Consider the following 22,260-nt stretch of genomic DNA (forward strand, 5'->3'; position numbering starts at 1 on the left):
GATCGGGGCGCCGGGGGCGGGGTGCCCGCTGTTGACATTCGGGGGAGTTAGCGCAAACATTCGGGGCGTAGCGATGGCTCGGCTCGGGGAGGCGATGTGGCCGCCGAATCACCGGAGGCGCCCGACGGCCGGCGGCTGGCGGTGATGGAGGACGTGGCCGCGATGGCCGGCGTCTCGGCGATGACCGTGTCGCGGGTGCTGAACACCCCCGAGAAGGTGCGCCCGCAGACGCGCGCCCGGGTGATGGCGGCGGTGCAGGCGCTGGACTACCGGCCGAACTCGGCGGCGCGGGTCCTCGCGACCGGCCGCTCCGGGGTGCTCGGCGTGGTCAGCTTCGACACCACCCTGTACGGCCCGGCGTCCACGGTGTTCAGCATCGAGCAGGCCGCCCGCGAGCACGGCTACAACGTCAGCATCGTCAGCCTCAGCTCGCTGAACCGCCGCTCGATCGGCGAGGGCGTGGAGCGGCTGCGCGCCCAGTCCGCGGACGGGATCATGGTCGTCGCGCCGCACGAGTCGGCCGCCGACGGGCTGAAGGAGCTGCCGTCCGACACCCCGCTGGTCGCGGTCGGCGCGGGCGGCGACGTGCCGTTCCCCGTCGTCGCGGTCGACCACCGGGCCGGCGCGGAGCGCGCCGTCCGGCACCTGCTCAGCCTCGGCCACGAGACCGTCGCCCACCTGTCCGGTCCGGCCGACTGGGTCGACGCGAGCGGCCGCACTGACGGCTGGCGCGCCGCGCTCCAGGCCGCCGGGTGCGAGGTCCCGGCCGCGTCCGCGGGCGACTGGAGCGCCCGGTCCGGCTACGAGCTCGGCCGCCGGATCGCCGCCGACCCGCAGGTCACCGCCGTGTTCGCGGCCAACGACGCGATGGCGCTCGGGCTGCTGCGGGCGCTGCGCGAGGCCGGCCGCGACGTGCCCGGCGAGGTGAGCGTCGTCGGCTTCGACGACGTGCCCGAGGCCGCCTACTTCCCGCCGCCGCTCACCACCGTCCGGCAGAACTTCGCCGAGGTGGGGCGGCGCGCGTTCGGCCTGCTGCTCGACCGGATCGAGGGCGGCGCCCGGCCGGCCCCCGCCCCGGACGGGACGCGCCGCGTCGTCGAACCCGAGCTCGTCGTCCGGGAGAGCACCGGGGTGCGCCGCCGCACCTGACCACCGTCCGTCCCCGCGAGTCCCCGTCGGCAGCCCGTTGATGTTAGCGCTAACAAAGGAGCGGACATGAGAGAGCCGGAGACCGCCGCGCTCCGCACCGAGCTCGCCGTCCTCCACCGGATGCTCGTCGAGGGCGGGCTGGTCGTCTGGACGGCCGGGAACGTGTCCGCCCGGGTGAGCGACGACGCCTTCCTCATCAAGCCGAGCGGCGTCCCCTACGCCGACCTGACCCCCGACTCGATGGTGCTGTGCGACCTGGAGGGCAAGCCCCTCGGCGAGTCGCCGCTCAAGCCGTCGAGCGACGTGTTCGCCCACGCCTACGTGTACCGGCACCGCCCGGACGTCGGCGGGGTGGTGCACACCCACTCCACCTACGCCACCGCGTGGGCGGCGCGCGACGAGCCGATCCCGTGCGTGCTGACGGCGATGGCGGACGAGTTCGGCGGCGAGATCCCGGTCGGCCCGTTCGCGCTCATCGGCGGCGACGACATCGGCCGCGGCATCGTCGAGACGCTCGCCGGGCACCGCAGCCCCGCCGTCCTCATGCGCAACCACGGCGTCTTCACGATCGGCGCCGACGCCCGCGCCGCGGTGAAGGCGGCCGTGATGTGCGAGGACGTCGCCCGCACCGTCCACCTGTCCCGCCAGCTCGGCGAGCCGCTGCCGATGGACGCGGGCGACATCGACCGGTTGTACGACCGCTACCAGAACGTCTACGGGCAGAGGGGCCGACCATGAGCTTTCCGAACCGCGAGATCTGGTTCCTCACCGGCAGCCAGGCCCTGTACGGCGACGACACCCTGCGCCAGGTCGCCGAGCAGTCCGGCGCGATCGCCGCGCGGCTCGGCGAGGCGCTGCCGGTCGCGCTGCGCTGGACGCCGGTGCTGACCGACGCCGACGCCATCCGCCGGACCTGCCTGGACGCGAGCGCCGACGACTCCTGCGTCGGCGTCATCGCGTGGATGCACACCTTCTCCCCGGCGAAGATGTGGATCGCCGGGCTGGACGCGCTGACCAAGCCGCTGCTGCACCTGCACACGCAGGCGAATGTCGAGCTGCCCTGGCACTCGATCGACATGGACTTCATGAACCTGAACCAGGCCGCGCACGGCGACCGGGAGTTCGGCTACATCCAGTCGCGGCTCGGCGTCGCGCGCAAGACCGTCGCCGGGCACGTCAGCGACCCGGTGGTGGGCGCCCGCGTCGCGGCGTGGGCGCGGGCGGCGGCCGGGCGCCACGAGCTGCGCACGCTCAAGCTGGCCCGGTTCGGCGACAACATGCGGGACGTCGCCGTCACCGAGGGCGACAAGGTCGAGGCGCAGCTCAGGTTCGGCGTCTCGGTCAACACCTACGGCGTGAACGACCTGGTCGGCGTGGTGGACGCCGTCTCCGACGACGACGTCACCGAGCTGGTGAAGGAGTACGAGGAGCTCTACGACGTCGTCCCGGCGCTGCGCGCGGGCGGCGACCGGCACGGCTCGCTGCGCTACGGCGCCCGCATCGAGCTGGGCCTGCGGACGTTCCTCGACGAGGGCGGCTTCAAGGCGTTCACGACGAACTTCGAGGACCTCGGCGGGCTGCGGCAGCTCCCCGGCCTCGCCGTGCAGCGGCTGATGGCGGACGGCTACGGCTTCGGCGGCGAGGGCGACTGGAAGACCGCGACGCTGCTGCGCACGCTGAAGGCCGCCTCGGCCGGGCTGCCCGGCGGCACCTCGTTCATGGAGGACTACACCTACCACCTGGAGCCCGGCAACGAGCTGATCCTCGGCGCGCACATGCTGGAGGTCTGCCCGTCCGTCGCGGCGGGGCGGCCGTCGCTGGAGATCCACCCGCTGTCCATCGGCGGGCGCGAGGACCCGGTGCGGCTGGTGTTCGACGCCGCGCCCGGCCCCGCCGTCGTGGTCGGCCTCGCCGACCTGGGCGACCGGTTCCGGCTCGTCGCCAACGAGATCGAGGTCGTCGCGCCGCCGGAGCCGCTGCCGATGCTGCCGGTCGCGCGCGCGGTCTGGCGCCCCCTGCCGGACCTGCGCACCTCCACCGAGGCGTGGCTGACCGCAGGGGCGCCGCACCACACCGTCCTGTCGGCCGCGCTCGGCACCGAGGTGCTGGACGACCTCGCCGAGATGGCCGGGGTCGAGCTGCTCAGCATCGACGCGGATACCACGATGCGGCAGTTCACCAAGGAGATCCGCTGGAACCAGGCGTACCATCGCCTGGCCCTCGGGCTGTGATGGCCACGGCCCTGTAGAGGAGGAGCCGTATGAGCGCGGACGAGCGGTACGTCGTCGGGATCGACTTCGGCACGCTGTCGGGGCGGGCGGTCGTCGTCCGCGTCCGGGACGGCGCCGAACTCGGCGACGGCGTCCACGAGTACGGCCACGGGGTGATCGACGAAGCGCTGCCGTCCGGCGCCGCCCTCCCGCCGGACTGGGCCTTGCAGGCGCCGCAGGACTGGGTGGACGTGCTGCGCTTCGCCGTCCCGAAGGCGCTGGCCGTCGCGGGCGTCCCGGCGTCCCGGGTGATCGGCATCGGCACCGACTTCACGGCGTGCACCGTCCTGCCGACGGCGGCGGACGGGACGCCCCTCTGCGAGCGGTACCCCGACCGCCCGCACGCCTGGCCGAAGCTGTGGAAGCACCACGCCGCGCAGCCGCAGGCCGACCGGATCAACGCGCTGGCCGCCGAGCGCGGCGAGCCGTGGCTGCGCCGCTACGGCGGCAAGATCTCCTCCGAGTGGGAGTTCGCGAAGGCCCTGCAGCTCCTCGACGAGGACCCGGAGCTGTACGCGGTGGCCGACCGCTGGATCGAGGCCGCCGACTGGATCGTCTGGCGGCTCACCGGCACCGAGTCGCGCAACATCTGCACGGCCGGCTACAAGGGCATCTACCAGGACGGACGCTACCCGTCCGCCGAGTTCCTCGCCGCGCTCGCCCCCGGCTTCGCCGATTTCCCCGCCAAGCTCGGCCACGACCTCGCGCCGCTCGGCGGCCTCGCCGGGACGCTGACGGCGGAGGCCGCCGCCTGGACGGGCCTGCCCGAGGGCATCGCGGTCGCGGTCGGCAACGTCGACGCGCACGTCACCGCCGCCGCGGCCGACGCCGTCCGGCCCGGCCAGATGGTCGCCATCATGGGCACCTCCACCTGCCACGTCATGTCGTCGGACGCGCTCGCCGAGGTCCCCGGCATGTGCGGCGTCGTCGCCGACGGCATCGTGCCGGGGCTGTGGGGCTACGAGGCCGGGCAGTCCGGCGTCGGCGACATCTTCGCCTGGTTCGTCGACACCTGCGTGCCCGCCTACTACAACCAGGTCGCCGCCGCCGAGGGGCGGACCGTCCACGAGCACCTCACCGCGCTCGCCGAGGCCCAGCCGGTCGGGCGGCACGGGCTCGTCGCGCTCGACTGGCACAGCGGCAACCGGTCCGTGCTCGTCGACCACGACCTGTCCGGCCTCATCGTCGGGCAGACGCTCGCCACGAAGCCCGAGGACGTCTACCGCGCGCTGATCGAGGCCACCGCGTTCGGCGCCCGGATGATCGTGGAGACGTTCGAGGCGTCCGGCGTCCCCGTCGAGGAGCTCGTCGTCGCGGGCGGGCTGATGAAGAACGCCTTCCTCATGCAGGTGTACGCCGACGTGCTGCGCCGTCCGCTGTCGCTGATCGGGTCGGTGCAGGGCCCGGCGCTCGGCGCCGCGATCCACGCCGCCGTCGCCGCCGGCGCCCACGCCGACGTCACCGCGGCCGCCGCCGCGATGGGGCGCCGCGTCCCGGCCGCCTACGTGCCCGACCGGGCGCGCGCCGACGCCTACGACGACCTGTACGCGATCTACCGGAGCCTGCACGACCACTTCGCGGACGGCGCGATCATGCACCGCCTCCGCGCCCTCCGCTGACCCGCGGCGTCTCGCGCCCGGCTCGCCGGGTCAGCGGGCGGGGCCGGTGCTGCGCCGGACGATCAGCCGGCTCGGCACCAGCCGCGGCTCCTGCGGCCCGGCGCCGCCGCCGGTCAGCTGCGCGATCAGCAGCTCCACGCAGTGCCGGCCGAGGGCGGTGAAGTCCTGCCGGACGGTGGTGAGCGGCGGGGTGAGGAACGCCGCCTCCGGGATGTCGTCGAACCCGATGACGCTGACGTCGTCGGGGACCCGGCGCCCGCTCTCGTGGATCGCCCACAGCAGCCCGAGCGCGATCTGGTCGTTGGCCGCGAACACCGCCGTGACGCCCGGGTCGGCGGCGAGCACCCGGCCCCGCTCGTAGCCGGACCGGGCGCTCCAGTCGCCGGGCGCGCAGTCGGGCACGGCGGCGCCCGCCTCGGTCAGCGCGTCCCGCCAGCCGCGGGTGCGCTCGGTCGCCTCCGACCAGTCGTCCGGGCCCGGCAGGTGGTGGACGGTCCGGTGCCCGAGGCCGAGCAGGTACCGGGTCGCCTCCCGCGGCGCCATGTAGTGGTCGCCGGACACCGTCGGCACGGCGGCCGGCGGCCCGAGCAGCACCGTCGGCAGGTCGCCGGGCAGGTGCCGCAGCGCCTCGTCCGGCGGGACGTGCCCGGGGATCATGATGATGCCGTCCACGCCCTGGTCGCGGAACCGGTCGACCGCCCCCGCGACCGCGCCGTGGCCCGGCGACTCCAGGCTCGCGACGCTGGTGAAGAACTCGGCGGCGCGGGCGGTCCGCTCGACCGCCGCGATGATCGACGCGGGGCCGAACAGCGCGGTGTCGAAGCTGACGACGCCGAGCGTCCGGGACCGGCCGGTGGCGAGGGCCCGCGCCGCCGCGTTGGGCCGGAAGTCCAGCTGCGCGGCGGCGGCGAGCACCCGGTCGCGGGTCTTCGGGCTCACCATCGGATGGTTCTTGAACACCCGCGACACGGTCTGGTGGGAGACCCCGGCGAGCCGGGCGACGTCGCGGAGCCCGGGCCGGGCCGGTGGTGGCGTGGCGGTCATGTCACCTCGGAACCTACCGCGTCCGCCGTCCCCGGACGGCCCGCTCAGCGCGACGTCCCGGCGCGCCGCTTCGCCCAGATGTCGAACGCGACCGCCGCCAGCAGCACCAGGCCCTTGATCAGCATGACCCGCTCGCTCGGCGCGCCGAGCAGCGACATGCCGTTGTTGATCACGCCCATGATCAGGCCGCCGGTGATCGCGCCGACCACCTTGCCGACCCCGCCCTGCACGGCCGCGCCGCCGATGAACGCCGCCGCGATCGCGTCCAGCTCGAACATGTTCCCGGCCGTCGGGCCCGCCTGGTTGAGCCGTCCCGCGAACACGATCCCGGCGACGGCCGACAGCACGCCCATGTTGACGAACAGCCAGAACGACACCGACTTCACCTTGATGCCGGACAGCCGCGCCGCGAGCGGGTTGCCGCCGAGCGCGTACACGTGCCGGCCGAACACGGCCCGGTTCATCACCAGCGTGGAGCCGAGCACGAGCACGCCCAGCAGGACGAGCACCCACGGCATGTTCTTGAACCGGGCGAGCTGCACGGCCATGAACATGACGACCACGACGGCGAGGGCGTTGCGCAGCGCGAACACGGTGAGCGGCTCGACCTGCTGCCCGTAGCCGATGCGGCCCTGCCGGTTCCGCCACCCGAGCGCCACGTACCCGCCGACCAGGGCCAGCGCGACCAGCAGCGTGAACAGGTCGGCGCCGCCGAGCGGCCCGAGCCCGATGTTGCCGAGGTAGCCGGACAGGAAGCCGTTCGCGATCGTCCGCACCTCGTCGGGGAACGGCCCGATGCCCTGGTTGCCGAGGATGGTGAGGGTCAGCGCCCGGAACACCAGCATCCCGGCCAGCGTCACGATGAACGCCGGGATCTCGAAGTAGGCGATCCAGTACCCCTGCCACGCGCCGATCGCCGCGCCGGCGAGCAGCGTCAGCAGGATCGCGAGCGGCCACGGCACGTCGTGCTCGACCATCAGCACCGCCGCGATCGCGCCCGTCACCGCGACCACCGACCCCACCGACAGGTCGATGTGCCCGCCGATGATGATCAGGATCATCCCGATGGCCAGGATCAGGATGTAGGAGTTCTGCACGATGATGTTGGAGATGTTCTGCGGGGACAGCAGCTGCCCGTCGGTGAGCACCGCGAACAGCGCCACGATCAGGGCGAACGCGATGTAGATCCCGCTCTGCCGGAGGTTGACCGGCAGGCTCCGGCCCGGCTTCGGCCGCTCCGCCGGCGGCGGAGCCACGGCCTTGCCGGCCGACGCGACGCTGCTCATGCTCTGGTCTCCTCGGTCTCCTGGGTCTGGCCTGTCTGTTGCGTCTGCCGGGTCATGAACTGCATGAGCCGTTCCGGAGTGGCCTCCGCGCGGGTCACCTCGCCGGTGATGCGGCCCTCCGCCATCGCGTACAGGCGGTCGCAGATCCCGATCAGCTCCGGCAGCTCGGACGAGATCACCAGTACCGCGCGGCCCTGGTCGGCCAGCCGGTTGATGATCGAGTAGATCTCGTACTTGGCGCCGACGTCGATGCCGCGGGTGGGCTCGTCCAGGATCAGCACGTCCGCGTCCGTGAAGATCCACTTGGACAGGACGACCTTCTGCTGGTTGCCGCCGCTCAGCTGCCCGGCCGGGGTGAGGACGCTCGGCGTCTTGATGTTCATCTCGGTGCGGAACCGCTCGGCGGTCGCGTACTCGCGGCCGGCGTCCACCCAGCCGGCCCGCGCGAGGCCGCGGAGCCCGGCGGCGGAGATGTTCCGCTTGACGTCCTCGATGAGGTTGAGGCCGTAGGTCTTGCGGTCCTCGGTCGCGTAGGCGAGCCCGTGCCGGATCGCGTCGGTGACCGTGCGGACCGAGATCTCCGCGCCGTTCTTGTAGATCCGGCCGCTGATGCCGGTGCCGTAGCTGCGGCCGAACACGCTCATCGCGAGCTCGGTGCGGCCCGCGCCCATCAGGCCCGCGAGCCCGACGATCTCGCCGCGGCGCAGCGTGAGGGAGGCGCGGTCCACCACGACCCGGCCGTGCTGGGTGGGGGAGTGGACGGTCCAGTCCTCGATCCGCAGCACCTCGCCGCCGATGTCGGGGACGCGGTCGGGGAACCGGTGCCGCAGGTCGCGGCCGACCATCCCGGCGATGATGCGGTCCTCGGACACGTCGCCGCGCATGTCGAGCGTCTCGATCGTGCGGCCGTCCCGCAGGATCGTGGTGGAGTCGGCGATCGCGCGGATCTCGTTCAGCTTGTGGGAGATGATCACGCAGGTGATGCCCTCGTCGCGCAGCCCGCGCAGCAGGTCGAGCAGGTGCGCGGAGTCGGCGTCGTTCAGCGCGGCGGTCGGCTCGTCCAGGATGAGCAGCTTCACCCGCTTCGACAGCGCCTTGGCGATCTCGACGAGCTGCTGCTTGCCGACGCCGAGGTCCATCGCCGGCGTCACCGGGTTCTCGTGCAGCCCGACCCGCTCCAGCAGCCGGGCCGCGTCGGCGTTCGTCCGGTTCCAGTCGATGAGCCCGAACCGCCCGCGGCGCTCGTTGCCGAGGTAGATGTTCTCGGCGATCGACAGGTACGGGCTGAGCGCCAGCTCCTGGTGGATGATGACGATCCCGTGCTGCTCGCTGTCGCGGATGCCGGAGAACCGGCAGGCCGCGCCGTCGAACTCGATCTCGCCGGTGTAGTCGCCGTGCGGGTACACCCCGGACAGCACCTTCATCAGCGTCGACTTCCCCGCCCCGTTCTCGCCGCAGATCGCGTGGATCTCGCCGCGCCGCACCTCCAGGTTCACGTCCTGGAGCGCGGTGACCGCGGGGAAGGTCTTGGTGATGCCGCGCATCCGCAGTATCGCGTCGGTCATGGTCCTCCTCGCGGACGGGCGGGCGCCGCCCCGGGGGAGGTGCCGGGGGGGGCGCCCGCCCCGCCGTCACCCCAGTTGGGCCTCGGTGTAGTAGCCGGTGTCGATGAGCTCCTTCTTGTAGTTGCCCTTGTTCACGACGACCGGGTTGAGCAGGTAGGACGGCACGACCTTCACGCCGTTGTCGTAGTCCTTGACGTTGTTCACCTCGGGCTTGCCGCCCTTCAGCACGGCGTCCGCCATCTTCACGGTGACGGCCGCGAGCTGCCGGGTGTCCTTGTAGACGGTCGAGTACTGCTCGCCCGCGATGATCGACTTGACCGAGGCGACCTCGGCGTCCTGGCCGGTCACGACCGGGTACGGCTGGCCGGGCGTCCCGTAGCCGTTGGACTTCAGCGCCGACAGGATGCCGATCGACAGGCCGTCATAGGGGGACAGGACGCCGTTCACCTTCGTCCCGCCGCCGTAGTGGCGGGTGAGGAGGTCCTCCATGCGCTTCTGCGCGCGCTCCGCCTCCCAGCGCAGCGTGGCGATCGTCTTGAAGTCGGTCTGGCCGCTCTTGACGACGAGGGCCTTGCGGTCGATGTACGGCTTCAGGGTGTCCATGGCGCCGTTGTAGAAGTACGAGGAGTTGTTGTCGTCGGGCGAGCCGGCGAAGACCTCGATGTTGAACGGGCCCTTGGCGGTGCCCTCGGAGCCGTCCGCCTTCTTCAGCCCGAGACCGATGAGCAGGGACGTCGCCTGCAGGACGCCGACCTTGTAGTTGTCGAAGGTGGCGTAGTAGTCGACGTTCGGGGAGTTGCGGATCAGCCGGTCGTAGGAGATGACCGGGACGCCCTTGTCGGCCGCCTTCTGCAGTTGCGTGGTGAGCGCGGTGCCGTCGATGGACGCGATCACCAGCAGCCGGGCGCCCTTGGTGATCTGGTTGTCGATCTGGTTGGCCTGGGTGGGGATGTCGTTCTCGGCGTACTGGAGGTCGACCTTGTAGCCGAGCTGCTCCAGCTGCTTCTTCAGGTTGTCGCCGTCGTGGATCCAGCGCTCGGACGAGCGGGTCGGCATGGTGACGCCGACGAGGGCGCCCGCCGCCGGCTTCTTGTCGGCCTTCTCCTTGTCGACGGTCTTCTCTGTCGAGCCGCACGCGGTCATGCCGAGCGCGAGGCCGAGGCCCAGCGCCAGGCTGACGAGCTTCCTGTGCTTCAACGTCTCACCTCGGGGGTGGTGCCGGTGTCCCGGACACAGTGTTACCGGTCACACTGCCATGTCAAGAGCCCCCCGTGGGCCGCGTCACAACCGTGACCCGGTTGTTGTTAACGCAAACATTCGCCGCCGCGCGAAAGCGCGGCGGCGCTCCGGACCGGGGGTGTCTCCGCTAGCGGGTGAGGCGCGAGCCGCGCCGGTGCCCCATCCGGAGCCCGACCAGCACCAGGTTGACCAGGAACAGCACGATCCCGATGATCAGCAGGTAGAACAGGCCCTTCACGACGACGCCGACGATGCCCAGCGCCACCGCGACGAGCAGGATGAACAGGAACAGGGCCACGGTGCGATCCCTCCTGGACGCGGACCGGCGCTCAGCGGCGCGCGAGCCGGCGCTCGTCCGGCGCGGCCCGGTAGGCCAGCTCGTAGTGGGCGAAGACCGCGCCCTCGTCGGCGGCGAGCAGCTCGCCGTCGGTGGCGATCGCGGGCGCGTTCTTGATCTGCTTCTTCGGGTGGGCGATCCGGACGTGGTCCGGCCCGAGCGTCGCCCCGTCCAGCGGCGCGAACACCAGCCGCTGCCGCGTCGGCAGGCCCGTCTTGACGGTGGCGAAGGCCGGCTGGTCGGTGAGCGTGTCGACGTAGACGGCCTCCAGCTCACCGACCTTGCTCCCGGACTCGTCGACCACGGGCCGGCCGCGCCACTCCCGGATGTCCTCGACTTGGAACATGTCCCTTGCCCAGCCTTCTGGATCGGATGCCTTTACAGGGACATCTACCCAGCTCACGGCGGTTATGTCCGCCGCGGTCCCGGCATCGGGAGGCCGTGGGCGGCGAGGTCGTCCCGGTAGGGGAACGAACCGGGCTCGTAGGAGCACCAGGGCTCCGCCGCGTAGGGGTCGCCGGACACCGCGAGGGCCCGCGAGCGGGAGCCGCCGCAGATCGTCCGGAACTCGCAGGCGCCGCACTTCCCGGTCAGGTTGGCGGTGTCGCGCAGGCCGGTGAACAGCGGCGACTCGCGGTAGATCGCGGGCAGCGGCTCCCGCCGGACGTCGCCCGCCGCGGCGGGCAGGAAGCCGCTCGGATGGACGGTCCCCCGGTGCGAGACGAACACGAACCCGCGCGCCGAGCCGACGTCCATCGGCGGGCGCCGGGCGCGCCGCACCGGCAGGTCCAGCTCGGCCAGGCGCCGCCGCAGCGTCTCGTACAGCGGTCCCAGCCCCAGCACGGCCGCGTGGTCGGCGCCGTGCCGCGCCAGGATCTCCCGCTGGACGGCGATCCGGCGGAAGTGGTGGGCCTCGGTGGTGCGGGCCGGGATGTGGGCGCCCGCGTCGTAGACGAAGTTGAGAACGTCCTCCACCTGGTGCGGGTCGAGCCCCGGCAGCAGCCTGCCGCGCCCGGTCGGGACGAGCAGGAACGCGCTCCACGTCAGCGCGCCCATCTCCCGCACCAGCCGGACGATCTCCGGCAGGTCGGTGAGGTTGTGCCCGGCGACGGTGGTGTTGATCTGCACCTTCAGGCCGAGGCCGCGGGCGGCGCGCCAGGCGTCCAGCGTCCAGCCGTAGACGCCGGGCGTGGCCCGGAACGCGTCGTGGATCCGCGCGGTCGACCCGTCCAGGCTCAGCGAGATCGCCCGCGCGCCCGCGTCCCGCAGCCCGGTGAGGCCCGCCTCGGTGAGCGTCGGCGTGCCGGACGGGGAGACCGCGACCGGCAGCCCGAGCCGGGTCCCGTGCCGGACGAGGTCGAACAGGTCGGGGCGCTGGAACGGGTCCCCGCCGGTGATGACGAACACCGGCGGCGGGTGCCCGAACGAGGCGACCTGCTCCATCAGGCCGCACGCCTCGGCCGTGGTCAGCTCGCCGGGGTCGCGGTCGGGCCGGGCCTCGGCGCGGCAGTGCCGGCAGGCCAGCGGGCACGCCCGGGTGGCCTCCCAGATCACGATGAACGGCCGGTCGGCGGGGTCGTGGCGGGGCACGCGGATCTGCTTCATCGGCCGAGCAGGTAGTCGACGGCGTCGGCGGCGGAGTAGTCGGCTCCGGCCGCCCGGACGAGGCCCGGCAGGAAGCCGAGGTCCTGGCCGAGGGTGAGCAGCGGCGGCTCGGCGTAGCCGTCCGGCCGGTGCTGGCCGCGGCCGGTGTTCGCGACGAGCCCGTTGCACAGGCAGCGCCGCCCGGCGGTGTCCTCGGCGTCGCCGCCCTTGCGGACGTAGGCGTCGACGGGTTCGGCGGGGCAGCGGTAGCCGACCGCCCCGTCCGCCTTCAGGTAGGGCGTCCGCAGGTAGCTGAGGTCGCACAGCCGGGGGCGCGCTGAGTAGACGTCCGGTTCGGACAGCGTGCCCGGCAGCTCGGCGATCTTGAACGGGAACCCGGTCGAGGACGCGCGCGGGTCGTTGCGCACCCGGAGCGTGCCGTCCAGCGCCCGCCCGATCAGCCGGCGCCGCAGCTCCGGGTCGAGACCGGACTCCCGGGACAGCGCGAACACGCTGCCCGCCTGGACGCCCGCCGCGCCGGCGGAGAGCGCCTCGTCCGGCGCGCCGGGCCGGGCGTGCCCGCCCGCGAGCCAGAACGGCAGGCCGAGCGCGGCGACCTTCGCGGGATCGATCCGGTCCCGCTTCCCGTAGACGGGCTCGCCGCCCTCGTCGAGCTGCAGCCGCCCGCGCGGCGGGGCGCTGTGCCCGCCCGCGACCGCCGACTCCAGCACGAACCCGTCCGGGCGGGTCGCGGGCGACCGGTGCAGGTACAGCGCGAGGACGGGCGACGACACGATCGCCAGGAACCGCGGCCGGGCCGCCTCCGTCCCCGGCGCGGCCAGCGTGGCCGGGTCGAACGCGAACGGGCGGCCCTCGTCGGCGCCCAGGACGTCCACCGTGACCTTCCCCGGCGACCCGGCGGCCAGCGCGTCCAGCAGCGCGGGGATCTCGCTCGGGATGCCCGCGCCCATCAGCACGTAGTCCGCGCCCGCCAGCATCGCCCCGTACGCGGCGGCCGGGGTGGCGAGCTGGATCTTCTCCAGGTAGTTGACGCCGACCGGGCCGCCGTGCCCCTCCTTGGCGAGCCACACCTCGGCGAAGTTCCCCGCGACGGTCAGCTCGTCGCGGGTCCGGTTCGGCCGCAGGCCGAGCTTCGGCACCGGCCGGAACCGCTGCCCCGGCTCGATCCCGCCGGGCACGAAGTAGCGCTCCAGCACCCGCTCGGCCACCCCCGGCAGCGGCAGGTGCGCGAGCGCGCGGCGCAGGTGGCCGCCCTCGTCCCCGGTCTGCAGGCCGCGCGCGAGGAGGGCGTCCAGCGCGACCCCGGACACCACGCCGAGCTGCCCGGTCCGCGCGACGGCGCGCGCCAGCCGCCACCCCGAGACGCCCGCGCCCATGCCGCCCTGGATGATGCGGGGCGGAGCCGGCTCAGACATTCCGGGCCCGCTCGGTGTCGCGCGGCCGCAACGCCTCCACCAGGTCGAGCAGCAGGTCGCGGACACCGCGGTGCTCCGCACGGAACACCGCGGTGAACTCGTGGACGAGTGTGGGCATCGTTCGCCTTTCTCGGTCGCGGATCAGACGCGTTCCAGGACTTCCGGGAACGGCCGGCGCGGCGTGCCGGGCACGGGCTGCCCGTAGCCGAACCGGATGACCGCCTGGATGTGCCCGTGCGGGCGGGGCCCGGACGTCGCGGCGCCGCGCCCGTCCAGGAGCTGGGTGAGCAGCGACGCCGACACGCCGCGCCGCGCGGCGGTGAGCAGGACCCGCTGCAGGGCCTGCCCGGCCAGCAGCCAGTCCCGGGGGCCGTCGCCGCGGGTGAGCAGGACGCCGAGCTGCGGCCGCGCGGCGAAGTCGTCGGGCGTCCGCCCGGCGGCCGGCCCGGACAGGCCGAAGTCGCGCAGCGGCAGGCCCCGGCCGCTCGGCCGCGGCCCGAAGGCGTACCAGGGGACGCCGTCGCCGCGGGTGCGGCCCGGCGTCCAGCTCGCCAGCTCGGCGCGGTAGGCGGGGTCGGCGGTGAGCCGCGCGTCCGCCGCGGCGATCAGGCTGAGCAGGTACGCCGTGGTCTGCGGGCCGGGGAGGGCGAGCATCGCCCCCTCCTCCTGGGCGGCGGCCACCAGCTCGTCGCGGACGACCTGCGGCACCCGCCGCTTGCCGAACGGGCCGCGGTTGGTGCGCCGGAACGGGATGGTCGCGTACAGCTCGGACTGGCCCGGTGACGGCATCGTCGCGTCCACCGCCCGGACGGACGCCAGCAGCGCGGGGTGGCGTCCGGGGTCGGGGAACCGCTCGACCAGCGGGCGGTGCCCGGTCGACCGGATCGCCAGCCGCAGGTTGAGCAGGGCGGCGCCGCAGCTGATGTGCAGGGCCCGGCCGCCCGGGTCCATGACCGGCAGCGCGCGGTCCGGGTCCGCGTGCAGTTCCAGGACCGACGCGTCCCGGTCGAGCCGGAAGAGCCAGGGCTGGGTGTTGTGCACCGACGGCGCCGCGACGGCCGCGGTGACCAGTCGGCGCACCCCGACGTGCGTCGCGAACGGATGGGGCATGACGCACCTCCACGTGCCGGCGCTGTGCACTCCCAGGCTTTCGGCGCGGGTGCGGGGGCCCCAGGGCCGAAGGTCCCGCGCGGGAGGGGACCAAGGACGGTTCGTCCGCGGGCCGCCGCACGGCGGGCCCTTCGGTCCGCGCCGGCGGGACCTTGGGCCCTCTCGCGCCGCGCGTACGGGCGTGGAGGGTGGGAGCCGTGATCTTTTCGCGGGGCGTCCGGCCTTCGCCGCCGGTCGCCGGTGTGCTGGTCGGCTGCCTTCTGACCGCCCTCGCGGTGGTGTTCGCGACGAGCGGCCGGACCGAGCCGCCCGCCCGGACCGTCACCGCGTCGGGGACGCGCGTGGTGGACGTGACGTTGGCGAACATGCGCATCCGGCCGGGGACGATCGAGGCCGCGCCGGGGACGCGGTTGGTGTTGCGCGTGACCAACAAGGATGCGATGCAGCATGACCTGCGTTTGGCGTCGGGTCAGGCGACGCCGATGTTGGATCAGGGGGAGTCGGCGACGCTGACGGTGCCGCTGTTGAAGGGGACCGTGGACGGCTGGTGCACCGTTGCGGGCCATCGTGCCGCTGGCATGACGATGCAGATCAAGACGACCGGCACGCACGAGACGCACGCACCGTCGATGAGCCATCAGGCGATGGGCATCGGCCAGCTCGATCTGTCGGCCCGTCCGTCGGCGGGCTGGAAGCCCTATGACGCCTCCCTCAAGCCTGCGCCGGGGGCGAAGGAGCATCGTGTTGAGTTGCGTGCCACCGACCGGGAGTTGGAGGTGGCGCCGGGCGTCCGGCAGACGATGTGGACGTTCGGCGGCAGCGTCCCCGGCCCGGTGCTGCGGGGCAGGGTCGGGGACGTGTTCGTGATCACCCTGGTCAACGACACGACCATGGGTCATGGGATCGACTTCCACGCCGGCAGCCTGGCCCCGGACGTACCGATGCGCACCATCCAGCCGGGGGAGCGGCTGACGTGCCGGTTCACCGCCGAGCATGCCGGGGCGTGGCTGTATCACTGCTCGACCATGCCGATGCTGCAGCACATCGCCAACGGCATGTACGGCGCCGTCATCATCGACCCACCGAACCTCCCGCGCGCCGACCGCGAGTACGTCCTGGTCCAAGGCGAGCTGTACCTCGGTCAGCCCGGCTCGGAGGCGCAGGTGGGCAAGATGCGCGACGGGCGTCCGGACGCGTGGATGTTCAATGGCACCGCCGCCGGCTACGACCACGCGCCGCTCACCGCCCGCACCGGTGACCGCGTCCGGGTGTGGGTGGTGGACGCCGGACCCTCCTCCAGCACCGCATTCCACATCGTCGGCGCGCAGTTCGACACCCTCTACAAGGAGGGCGCCTACCTGCTGCGCAAGGGCGACCCGGGCGGCGCGCAGATCCTCGACCTGGCCCCCGGGCAGGGCGGCTTCGTCGAAACCGTCGTCCCCGAAGCGGGCCACTATCCCTTCGTCGACCACGACATGCGACACGGCGAATCCGGCGCCCACGGAATCCTGAAGGTGACCCCATGACCTGGTGGTCCGTCATCCGGTTCCTGCACGTCTCGGGGGCCGCGCTGTGGGTGGGCGGGCAGCTCACCATCTCCCTGGTCCTGCTGCCGCTCGCCCGCCGGAAGCTCGCCGCGGAGCAGTACACCGGGATGGCGCGGGAGGTCGGCCGCCGGTTCGGCATCTTCACCGGCGCGGTCTTCCTGCCGGTGCAGATCACCACGGGCGTGGCGATGGCCTGGCACAAGGGCGTCACCTGGGCCTCGCTCACCGAGCCCGGCTACGGCCGCATCCTCGCCGCCAAGCTGCTGCTGTTCGCCGCCGTCGTCGCCGTCGCCGGCGTGCACGGCTGGGCCAGCTCCCGGCACCCGTCCTTCGCCCGAGCCATGGCGATCGCCTCGCTGGTGGGCTCCGTCGGGATCGTCCTCATCGCGACCGCCCTGCCCAGCACCTAACCCCAGTACCCAGCCGCCCAGTACCCAAGTGGAGAAGCCATGACCGACCGCCGTGAACTGCCGCTCGTCTACTCGTGCTCGGGCTGCTCCAGCGCCGCGCAGATGACGAACTGGCTGGCGATCCAGCTCGACCGCCGCGGCGTCGCCGAGATGTCCTGCATCGCGGGCGTCGGCGGCGACGTGCGGAGCCTGGTCCGCAAGGCCACCAGCGGACGCCCGGTCATCGCGATCGACGGCTGCGCCCTGGAGTGCGCCCGCAGCTGCCTCGCCCGGCACGGCGTGGCGATCGACGTCCACCACCGGCTCAGCGACGCGGGCGTCCGCAAGCGCCTCGGCGAGGACTTCGACCCCGCCCAGGCCGAGGAGGTCCTCGGCGCGCTCATCGAGCGGGTCGAGACGGAGGTCGGGGCGGCGGACGGCTGAACGGCCGACGGGCCCCGCCGCGTCAGCGGGGCCGCTGGGCGAACTTCAGCGCCTCCACCACCAGGTACGAGACGACGGCGATGACCGCGATGCGGGCCCAGGCGGCGGCGCCGAGCGGGGCGGAGCCGAACACGTCGTTCATGAAGGGCGTGTAGGTGTAGAGCACCTGGAGTGCGGCGAGGGCGACGACGCTGAGGGCGATCCACGGGTTGCGGCGGACGCCCCGCCACAGCAGCGGCCGGTCCAGGGACAGGCAGTTGAACATGTAGGTCAGCAGCGTCAGCGCGAACACGTTGACGACGATCGTCTGCGCGACCTCCGGCGAGGCGCCGTGGGCGCGTTCCCAGTGCTGGAGCCCGAAGGAGCCGGCCAGCAGGATCGCCGACACCAGCAGGATCCGCGTCGTCATCGCGCGGGTGAGCAGCGGCAGCCCCGGGTCGCGGGGCGGGCGGCGCATGATGTGCTCGTCCTTCGGCTCGACGGCGAACGGCAGGCCGAGGACGAGCACCGCGGTCATGTTCAGCCACAGCACCTGGAGCGGCAGGATCGGCAGCGCGGTCCCGGCGAGGATCGCCGCGACGAGGACGAGGCCGAGCCCGATGTTGGACGGCAGCGCCCACACGATGAACTTCACCAGGTTGTCGAAGACGCCGCGCCCCTCCTCGACGGCCTGCTCGATGGAGGCGAAGTCGTCGCCGGTCAGCACCATGTCGGCCGACTCCTTGGCGGCGTCGGTGCCGCTGCGGCCCATCGCCACGCCGATGTCGGCCTGCTTGAGCGCGGGCGCGTCGTTGACGCCGTCGCCGGTCATCGCGATGACGTGCCCGGAGCCCTGCAGCGTCTGGACGAGGCGGAGCTTCTGCTCGGGGGAGACGCGGGCGAAGACCGTGGTGGCCTGGACGCGCTCGGGGGAGACGTCCTCGGTCAGCTCGGCGCCGGTCATGACCTCGCCGGCCAGCCCGACGCGGGCGCCGATGGCGGCGGCGGTCGCGGCGTGGTCACCGGTGATCATCTTGACCTGGATGCCGGCGTCGTGGCAGGTCCGGACGGCGTCGGCGGCCTCCTCGCGCGGCGGGTCGAGCATGGCCTGCAGGCCGAGGAACGTCAGCCGGGGCAGGCTGTCCAGGGTGTCGGCGCGCCCCCGGGCGAACGCCAGCACGCGCAGGGCCTCGCCGCCGTACGCCTCGGCGCGGGCGACGACGGCGTCCGCGTCCAGCGGGACGGGCGCGCCGTCGGGCCCGGCGGCGTCGTCGCACAGCTGGAGGACCCGTTCGAGCTGCCCTTTGACGTAGACGACGCCGCCCTCGTGCAGCGTCGCCATGTAGCGGCGCTCGGAGCTGAACGGGAGCGTCGCCGTCCGCTCCGGGGCCCGGTCGAGCCCGGCCTTGGCGGCGCTTGTGAGGAGGGCGCCCTCGGTGGGGTCGCCGGTGATCCGCCAGCCGCCGTCGATCTCGGCGAGGCGCGCGTCGTTGCAGCCGAGCCCCGCGAGCAGCGTCTCCCTGAGCGCGGGATGGTCGGCGGCGTCGATGGTGCGGCCGTCCAGCTCGACCGTGCCGCGCGGGGCGTAGCCGGTGCCGGTGAGGGTGTAGTCGCGCCCGCCCGCGCTGATCGCGGTGACGGTCATCTGGTTCTGTGTGAGCGTGCCGGTCTTGTCGGTGCAGATGACGGTGGTGCCGCCGAGCGTCTCCACGGCGGGCAGGTGCCGGACGATGGCGCCGCGCCGCACCATCCGGGCGACGCCGAGCGCCAGCGTGATCGTCACGACGGCGGGCAGGCCCTCGGGGATCGCGCCGACCGCGAGCGCGACCGCCGCGGTCAGCATCTCCGTCGCGCCGCGGCCGCGCAGCACCCCGATCGCGAAGGTGACGGCGGCCAGCACCAGGATCGCGACCGTCACCACCCGGCTGAACTGGGCGATCTTGCGGGTCAGCGGGGTCTGCACCGCCGCCGTGCTCTGCACCAGCCGGTTGATGCCGCCGAGCTCGGTGTCCGCGCCGGTCGCCACGACCAGTCCGGCGCCCCGGCCCGCCGTCGCCAGCGTGCCGGAGAACGCCATCGCGGCCCGGTCGGCGAGCGCGACCTCCGGCAGCGCCGCCGGGTCCTTCGCGACCGGCGCCGACTCGCCGGTCAGCGCCGACTCGTCCACGGTCAGCTCGTCGGTGCGCAGCAGCCGCAGGTCGGCCGGGACCTTGTCGCCGGCCTCCAGCACGACCAGGTCGCCGCGCACCAGGTCCGCCGCCGGGACCTTGACCGGCGCGCCGTCCCGGACGGCGACCGCCGTCGTCCGCGCCATCGCGGCGAGCGCGGTCAGCGCCCGCTCCGCCCGCGACTCCTGGACGAACCCGACCACGGCGTTCACGATCACCACGCCGAGGATCACCAGCGCGTCCACGTGCTCGCCGACCAGCGCGGTCACGGCCGCCGCCGCGAGCAGCACGTAGATCAGCGGGCTGTTGAACTGGAGCAGGAACCGCAGCAGCGGCCCGCGCCCGCGCGCGGCGGGCAGCGTGTTGGGCCCGTCCCGCTCCAGCCGGGCCGCCGCCTCGGCCGCGGTCAGCCCGCGGGACGCGTCGCCGCCGAGGTCGCGCACGACGTCCTCGGCGGGTCTGCGGTAAGGCGCGAGAGCCGTCGTCATCCCCAACCTCCTGTCGCCCGCGAGCCCGCGCCGCCTCCGACGAGGGCGGCAGGGGCGAGGGTCCCGCGGATCTCCCGGTTCATGCCCCCGCGCGCGCCGCTGACGCCGCCCCGCCCAGGGGACGTGCGGAGCCGGGGAAGAAGATCAGCTAAATGCGCGAGTCCCCGCGGTCGGCCTTGAGCTGGGCGGCGAGCGCGGCGGCCTGGGTGCGGCGGCTCATGCCGAGCTTGGCGAAGATGCTGGAGATGTAGTTCTTGACGGTCTTCTCGGCGAGGAAGAGGCGCTCGCCGATCTGCCGGTTGGTGAGGCCCTCGCCGATCAGGTCGAAGATGTGGCGCTCCTGGTCGGTCAGGGCCTTGAGCGGGTCCTGCTTCTCCTGCCGGTCGCGCAGCCGCTGGAGCATGCGGGCGGTGGAGCGCGGGTCCAGGAGGGACTGGCCGGTGGCGACGGTGCGGACGGCGCCGACGAGGTCGGAGCCGTGGATCTGCTTGAGGACGTACCCGGCGGCGCCCGCCATGACGGCCTCGAACAGGGCGTCCTCGTCGTCGAACGAGGTCAGCATGAGGCAGGCCAGGTCGGGCAGCTGGGAGCGGATCTCGCGGCAGACGGAGACGCCGTCGCCGTCGGGGAGCCGCACGTCCAGGACGGCGACGTCGGGGCGCGCGGCCGGGATGCGGGCGAGCGCGTGGTCGGCGGTGCCGGCCTCGCCGACGATCTCGATGTCGTCCTCGGCCGACAGCAGCGCCGCGACCCCGCGGCGGACGACCTCGTGGTCGTCCAGCAGGAACACCCGGATCGTCTCGCCGGCCTGGCGGGTCATGGCATCGTCCTTCGCCTCGTCGCTGACACTACGGACGCTACCCGGCGCCCGCACCCACGGGAGGGCGCTGGAGGTCCCGGCGCCCCGGGACCTAGGTCCCGGACCGGCGGAGGTCCCGCGGGCAAGGGCCTTTCGGCCCTGTGGCGGCGGTCACCCGCTGCGCTGGGATGGGGGGACGGACCACACACGATCGGGGGCGAACCGTGAGCACCCTTACCGCGGCCGATCTGGCGCGGGAGCCCTTCCTGCGGGGGATGCGCAGCGCCGACCTGGCGAGGCTGGCGACCGCGGCCCGGCCCGCGGCGATCCCGGCCGGGCGGCGGATCATCGCCGAGGCCGCGCCCGCCGAGCGGTTCTGGCTGATCCGGGACGGCGAGGCGGCGCTCGACCTGGGCGTGCCCGGCGGCGGGACGGTCGTCGTCGACACCTCCGGGCCCGGCTCGGTGCTCGGCTGGTCCTGGCTGTTCCACCCGTACCGGTGGCGCTTCGGCGCGACGGCGGTGACCGGCGTCGCGGCCGTCGAGTTCGACGGGCGGCTGGTGCGCACCCTGTGCGCGGTCGACCCGGCGCTCGGCTACGAGCTGACCCGCCGCTTCACCGAACTCGCCGTCGACCGGCTCCAGGCGGTGCGGCTGCGGCTCCTGGAGGCCGTCTCGACCGCGCCCTCCACCGTGCCCGCGCCGCACACGTGACCCGCCCGCGCGGCCGCGTCAGCCGGGCACGATCACGGCGCGGCCCTCCAGCCGGCCCGCCTCCATGTCGCGGTAGGCGTCCGTCGCCCGGTCCAGCGGGTACCGGGTGACGTCGGGCCGCAGCAGCCCCCGCGCCGCCAGGTCGAGGACCTCCGCCAGCTCCGGCCGCGTCCCCCAGTAGGTCGTCTGCAGCGACACCTCGTAGGGGACGGAGAAGAACGACACCGGCAGCGTGCCGCCGCCGATGCCGACGATCGTCACGTCGCCGAGCATCCGCGCCGCGGCGGCGGCCGTCGCGAGCGTCGCGTCCACGCCGACGAAGTCGAGCACCACGTCCGCGCCGCGCCCGCCGGTCGCCTCCCGGACGGCGTCCGACGTGCCGCCGTCGGACGGGAGGGCGAGGTCGGCGCCGTGCTCCACCGCGCGCTCCCGGGCCTCCTCCCGCGTGTCGACCGCGATGACCCGCGCGGCGGTGGTGGCCTTGAGCACCTGCACCGCCAGGTGGCCGAGGCCGCCCGTCCCGATCACGACGGCGGTCGCGTCCGGCGGCAGCTTCGCCCACGACCGGCGGACGGCGTGGTACGGGGTGAGCCCGGCGTCGGTCAGCGGCGCCGCCGCGACCGGGTCGAGCCCGTCCGGCAGCGGCACGAGGAACCGCGCGGCGGGGACCAGCAGGTACTCGGCCATGCCGCCGTCGAGCCCGAGCCCGCCGCCGCCTCCGGGCACCGGCGCCTCCGCCGGGTTCTCGCAGTAGTCCTCCGCGCCGATCTGGCACCGGGGGCAGATCCCGCAGCCCCACGGCCCGTACACCGCCACCGGCTGGCCCACGTCGAGCCCGCGCACGCCGTCGCCGAGGGCGTGCACCCATCCGGCGTTCTCATGGCCGAGGGTGAACGGCGGACCCCACGGCAAGGTCGCGCTGTCGAAGTCGCGCATGAGGTGCAGGTCCGAATGGCAGGCGCCCGCGCCCCCCACCTTGACGACGACCTGGCCGGGCCCCGGCTCCGGCTCGGCGACCTCGACCAGCTCCGGATCGGACTTCCACTCCAGCAACCGAAGTGCCCGCATGATCCCTCCCAAGAAACGCCCCGTCC

21 protein-coding genes are annotated in these 22,260 nt (G+C 73.7%); 8 read left to right on the forward strand and 13 right to left on the reverse strand.

Annotated features, from left to right (window positions below):
* Positions 1-96 precede the first annotated feature (96 nt).
* The 4 genes from ETD96_RS17035 (at position 97) to araB (ending at position 5,038) form a co-directional block, all read left to right on the forward strand.
* Positions 97-1,149: a LacI family DNA-binding transcriptional regulator gene (locus ETD96_RS17035; RefSeq protein WP_338072558.1), complete on the forward strand. Its 1,053-nt coding sequence runs from the start codon at positions 97-99 to the stop codon at positions 1,147-1,149.
* A 66-nt stretch (positions 1,150-1,215) separates the two neighbouring features.
* On the forward strand, positions 1,216-1,887 hold the full coding sequence (locus ETD96_RS17040; protein ID WP_138637443.1) for an L-ribulose-5-phosphate 4-epimerase: 672 nt from the start codon (positions 1,216-1,218) through the stop codon (positions 1,885-1,887).
* Positions 1,884-3,380, forward strand: coding sequence for an L-arabinose isomerase (gene araA, locus ETD96_RS17045; protein ID WP_138637444.1), 1,497 nt, complete (start codon positions 1,884-1,886; stop codon positions 3,378-3,380). The genes ETD96_RS17040 and araA overlap by 4 nt, the downstream gene beginning before the upstream one ends.
* 29 nt (positions 3,381-3,409) lie before the next feature.
* Complete coding sequence (gene araB, locus ETD96_RS17050; RefSeq protein ID WP_138637445.1) at positions 3,410-5,038, forward strand: ribulokinase; 1,629 nt, start codon at positions 3,410-3,412, stop codon at positions 5,036-5,038.
* A gap of 30 nt (positions 5,039-5,068) precedes the next feature.
* On the opposite strand, the gene ETD96_RS17055 is transcribed toward araB, so the two are convergent.
* The 10 genes from ETD96_RS17055 to ETD96_RS17090 all read right to left on the reverse strand — a co-directional run bounded on the left by ETD96_RS17055 (position 5,069) and on the right by ETD96_RS17090 (position 14,639).
* On the reverse strand, positions 5,069-6,082 hold the full coding sequence (locus tag ETD96_RS17055) for a LacI family DNA-binding transcriptional regulator (protein ID WP_138637446.1): 1,014 nt from the start codon (positions 6,080-6,082) through the stop codon (positions 5,069-5,071).
* Positions 6,083-6,126: 44 nt separating this feature from the next.
* Positions 6,127-7,368: a multiple monosaccharide ABC transporter permease gene (gene mmsB / locus ETD96_RS17060; RefSeq protein WP_138637447.1), complete on the reverse strand. Its 1,242-nt coding sequence runs from the start codon at positions 7,366-7,368 to the stop codon at positions 6,127-6,129.
* The gene (gene mmsA, locus ETD96_RS17065; protein WP_138637448.1) at positions 7,365-8,933 is read right to left on the reverse strand and encodes a multiple monosaccharide ABC transporter ATP-binding protein; all 1,569 of its coding nucleotides are present in this window, start codon (positions 8,931-8,933) and stop codon (positions 7,365-7,367) included. The genes mmsB and mmsA overlap by 4 nt, the downstream gene beginning before the upstream one ends.
* Before the next feature lie 66 nt (positions 8,934-8,999).
* The gene (chvE, locus tag ETD96_RS17070) at positions 9,000-10,130 is read right to left on the reverse strand and encodes a multiple monosaccharide ABC transporter substrate-binding protein (RefSeq protein WP_240807746.1); all 1,131 of its coding nucleotides are present in this window, start codon (positions 10,128-10,130) and stop codon (positions 9,000-9,002) included.
* Positions 10,131-10,299: 169 nt separating this feature from the next.
* Positions 10,300-10,470 (reverse strand): hypothetical protein, encoded by a 171-nt coding sequence (locus ETD96_RS44830; RefSeq protein ID WP_171069063.1) that lies wholly within the window; start codon positions 10,468-10,470, stop codon positions 10,300-10,302.
* A 31-nt stretch (positions 10,471-10,501) separates the two neighbouring features.
* Complete coding sequence (locus ETD96_RS17075; RefSeq protein ID WP_138637449.1) at positions 10,502-10,855, reverse strand: PRC-barrel domain-containing protein; 354 nt, start codon at positions 10,853-10,855, stop codon at positions 10,502-10,504.
* Between the two features lie 62 nt (positions 10,856-10,917).
* Positions 10,918-12,114 (reverse strand): TIGR04053 family radical SAM/SPASM domain-containing protein, encoded by a 1,197-nt coding sequence (locus tag ETD96_RS17080; protein ID WP_138637450.1) that lies wholly within the window; start codon positions 12,112-12,114, stop codon positions 10,918-10,920.
* A complete protein-coding gene (locus tag ETD96_RS17085; RefSeq protein WP_138637451.1) occupies positions 12,111-13,529 on the reverse strand; it encodes a beta/alpha barrel domain-containing protein in 1,419 nt (472 codons plus the stop codon). The genes ETD96_RS17080 and ETD96_RS17085 overlap by 4 nt, the downstream gene beginning before the upstream one ends.
* Complete coding sequence (locus tag ETD96_RS47580) at positions 13,522-13,647, reverse strand: hypothetical protein (protein WP_274704619.1); 126 nt, start codon at positions 13,645-13,647, stop codon at positions 13,522-13,524. Before ETD96_RS47580 ends, ETD96_RS17085 begins: the two co-directional genes overlap by 8 nt.
* A 23-nt stretch (positions 13,648-13,670) precedes the next feature.
* On the reverse strand, positions 13,671-14,639 hold the full coding sequence (locus tag ETD96_RS17090; protein ID WP_138637452.1) for an Acg family FMN-binding oxidoreductase: 969 nt from the start codon (positions 14,637-14,639) through the stop codon (positions 13,671-13,673).
* A 275-nt stretch (positions 14,640-14,914) separates the two neighbouring features.
* Here ETD96_RS17090 and ETD96_RS17095 point away from each other — a divergent pair, with 275 nt between their 5' ends.
* Genes ETD96_RS17095 through ETD96_RS17105 form a run of 3 tightly spaced genes read left to right on the forward strand, consistent with a single transcriptional unit; the run spans position 14,915 to position 17,019 of the window.
* A complete protein-coding gene (locus ETD96_RS17095; protein ID WP_240807748.1) occupies positions 14,915-16,165 on the forward strand; it encodes a multicopper oxidase domain-containing protein in 1,251 nt (416 codons plus the stop codon).
* Complete coding sequence (locus tag ETD96_RS17100; RefSeq protein WP_138637454.1) at positions 16,162-16,596, forward strand: hypothetical protein; 435 nt, start codon at positions 16,162-16,164, stop codon at positions 16,594-16,596. Before ETD96_RS17095 ends, ETD96_RS17100 begins: the two co-directional genes overlap by 4 nt.
* Positions 16,597-16,635: 39 nt before the next feature.
* Positions 16,636-17,019, forward strand: coding sequence for a putative zinc-binding protein (locus ETD96_RS17105; RefSeq protein ID WP_138637455.1), 384 nt, complete (start codon positions 16,636-16,638; stop codon positions 17,017-17,019).
* Positions 17,020-17,041: 22 nt separating this feature from the next.
* On the opposite strand, the gene ETD96_RS17110 is transcribed toward ETD96_RS17105, so the two are convergent.
* Together ETD96_RS17110 and ETD96_RS17115 are read right to left on the reverse strand one after the other, a co-directional pair.
* Entirely contained in the window at positions 17,042-19,654 is a 2,613-nt protein-coding gene (locus ETD96_RS17110) for a cation-translocating P-type ATPase (RefSeq protein ID WP_138637456.1), read from the reverse strand.
* A 148-nt stretch (positions 19,655-19,802) separates the two neighbouring features.
* Entirely contained in the window at positions 19,803-20,474 is a 672-nt protein-coding gene (locus tag ETD96_RS17115; RefSeq protein WP_138637457.1) for a response regulator transcription factor, read from the reverse strand.
* A 203-nt stretch (positions 20,475-20,677) separates the two neighbouring features.
* On the opposite strand from ETD96_RS17115, the gene ETD96_RS17120 reads away from it, so the two are divergent.
* Complete coding sequence (locus tag ETD96_RS17120) at positions 20,678-21,166, forward strand: cyclic nucleotide-binding domain-containing protein (RefSeq protein WP_205719315.1); 489 nt, start codon at positions 20,678-20,680, stop codon at positions 21,164-21,166.
* Positions 21,167-21,184: 18 nt separating this feature from the next.
* Here the strand turns inward: ETD96_RS17120 and ETD96_RS17125 are convergent.
* Positions 21,185-22,260, reverse strand: a 1,076-nt coding sequence (locus ETD96_RS17125) for an NAD(P)-dependent alcohol dehydrogenase (RefSeq protein ID WP_338072559.1), incomplete at its 5' end; no start/stop codon positions are given.

The sequence above is a fragment of the Actinomadura geliboluensis genome (assembly GCF_005889745.1).
GTDB lineage: Bacteria > Actinomycetota > Actinomycetes > Streptosporangiales > Streptosporangiaceae > Spirillospora > Spirillospora geliboluensis.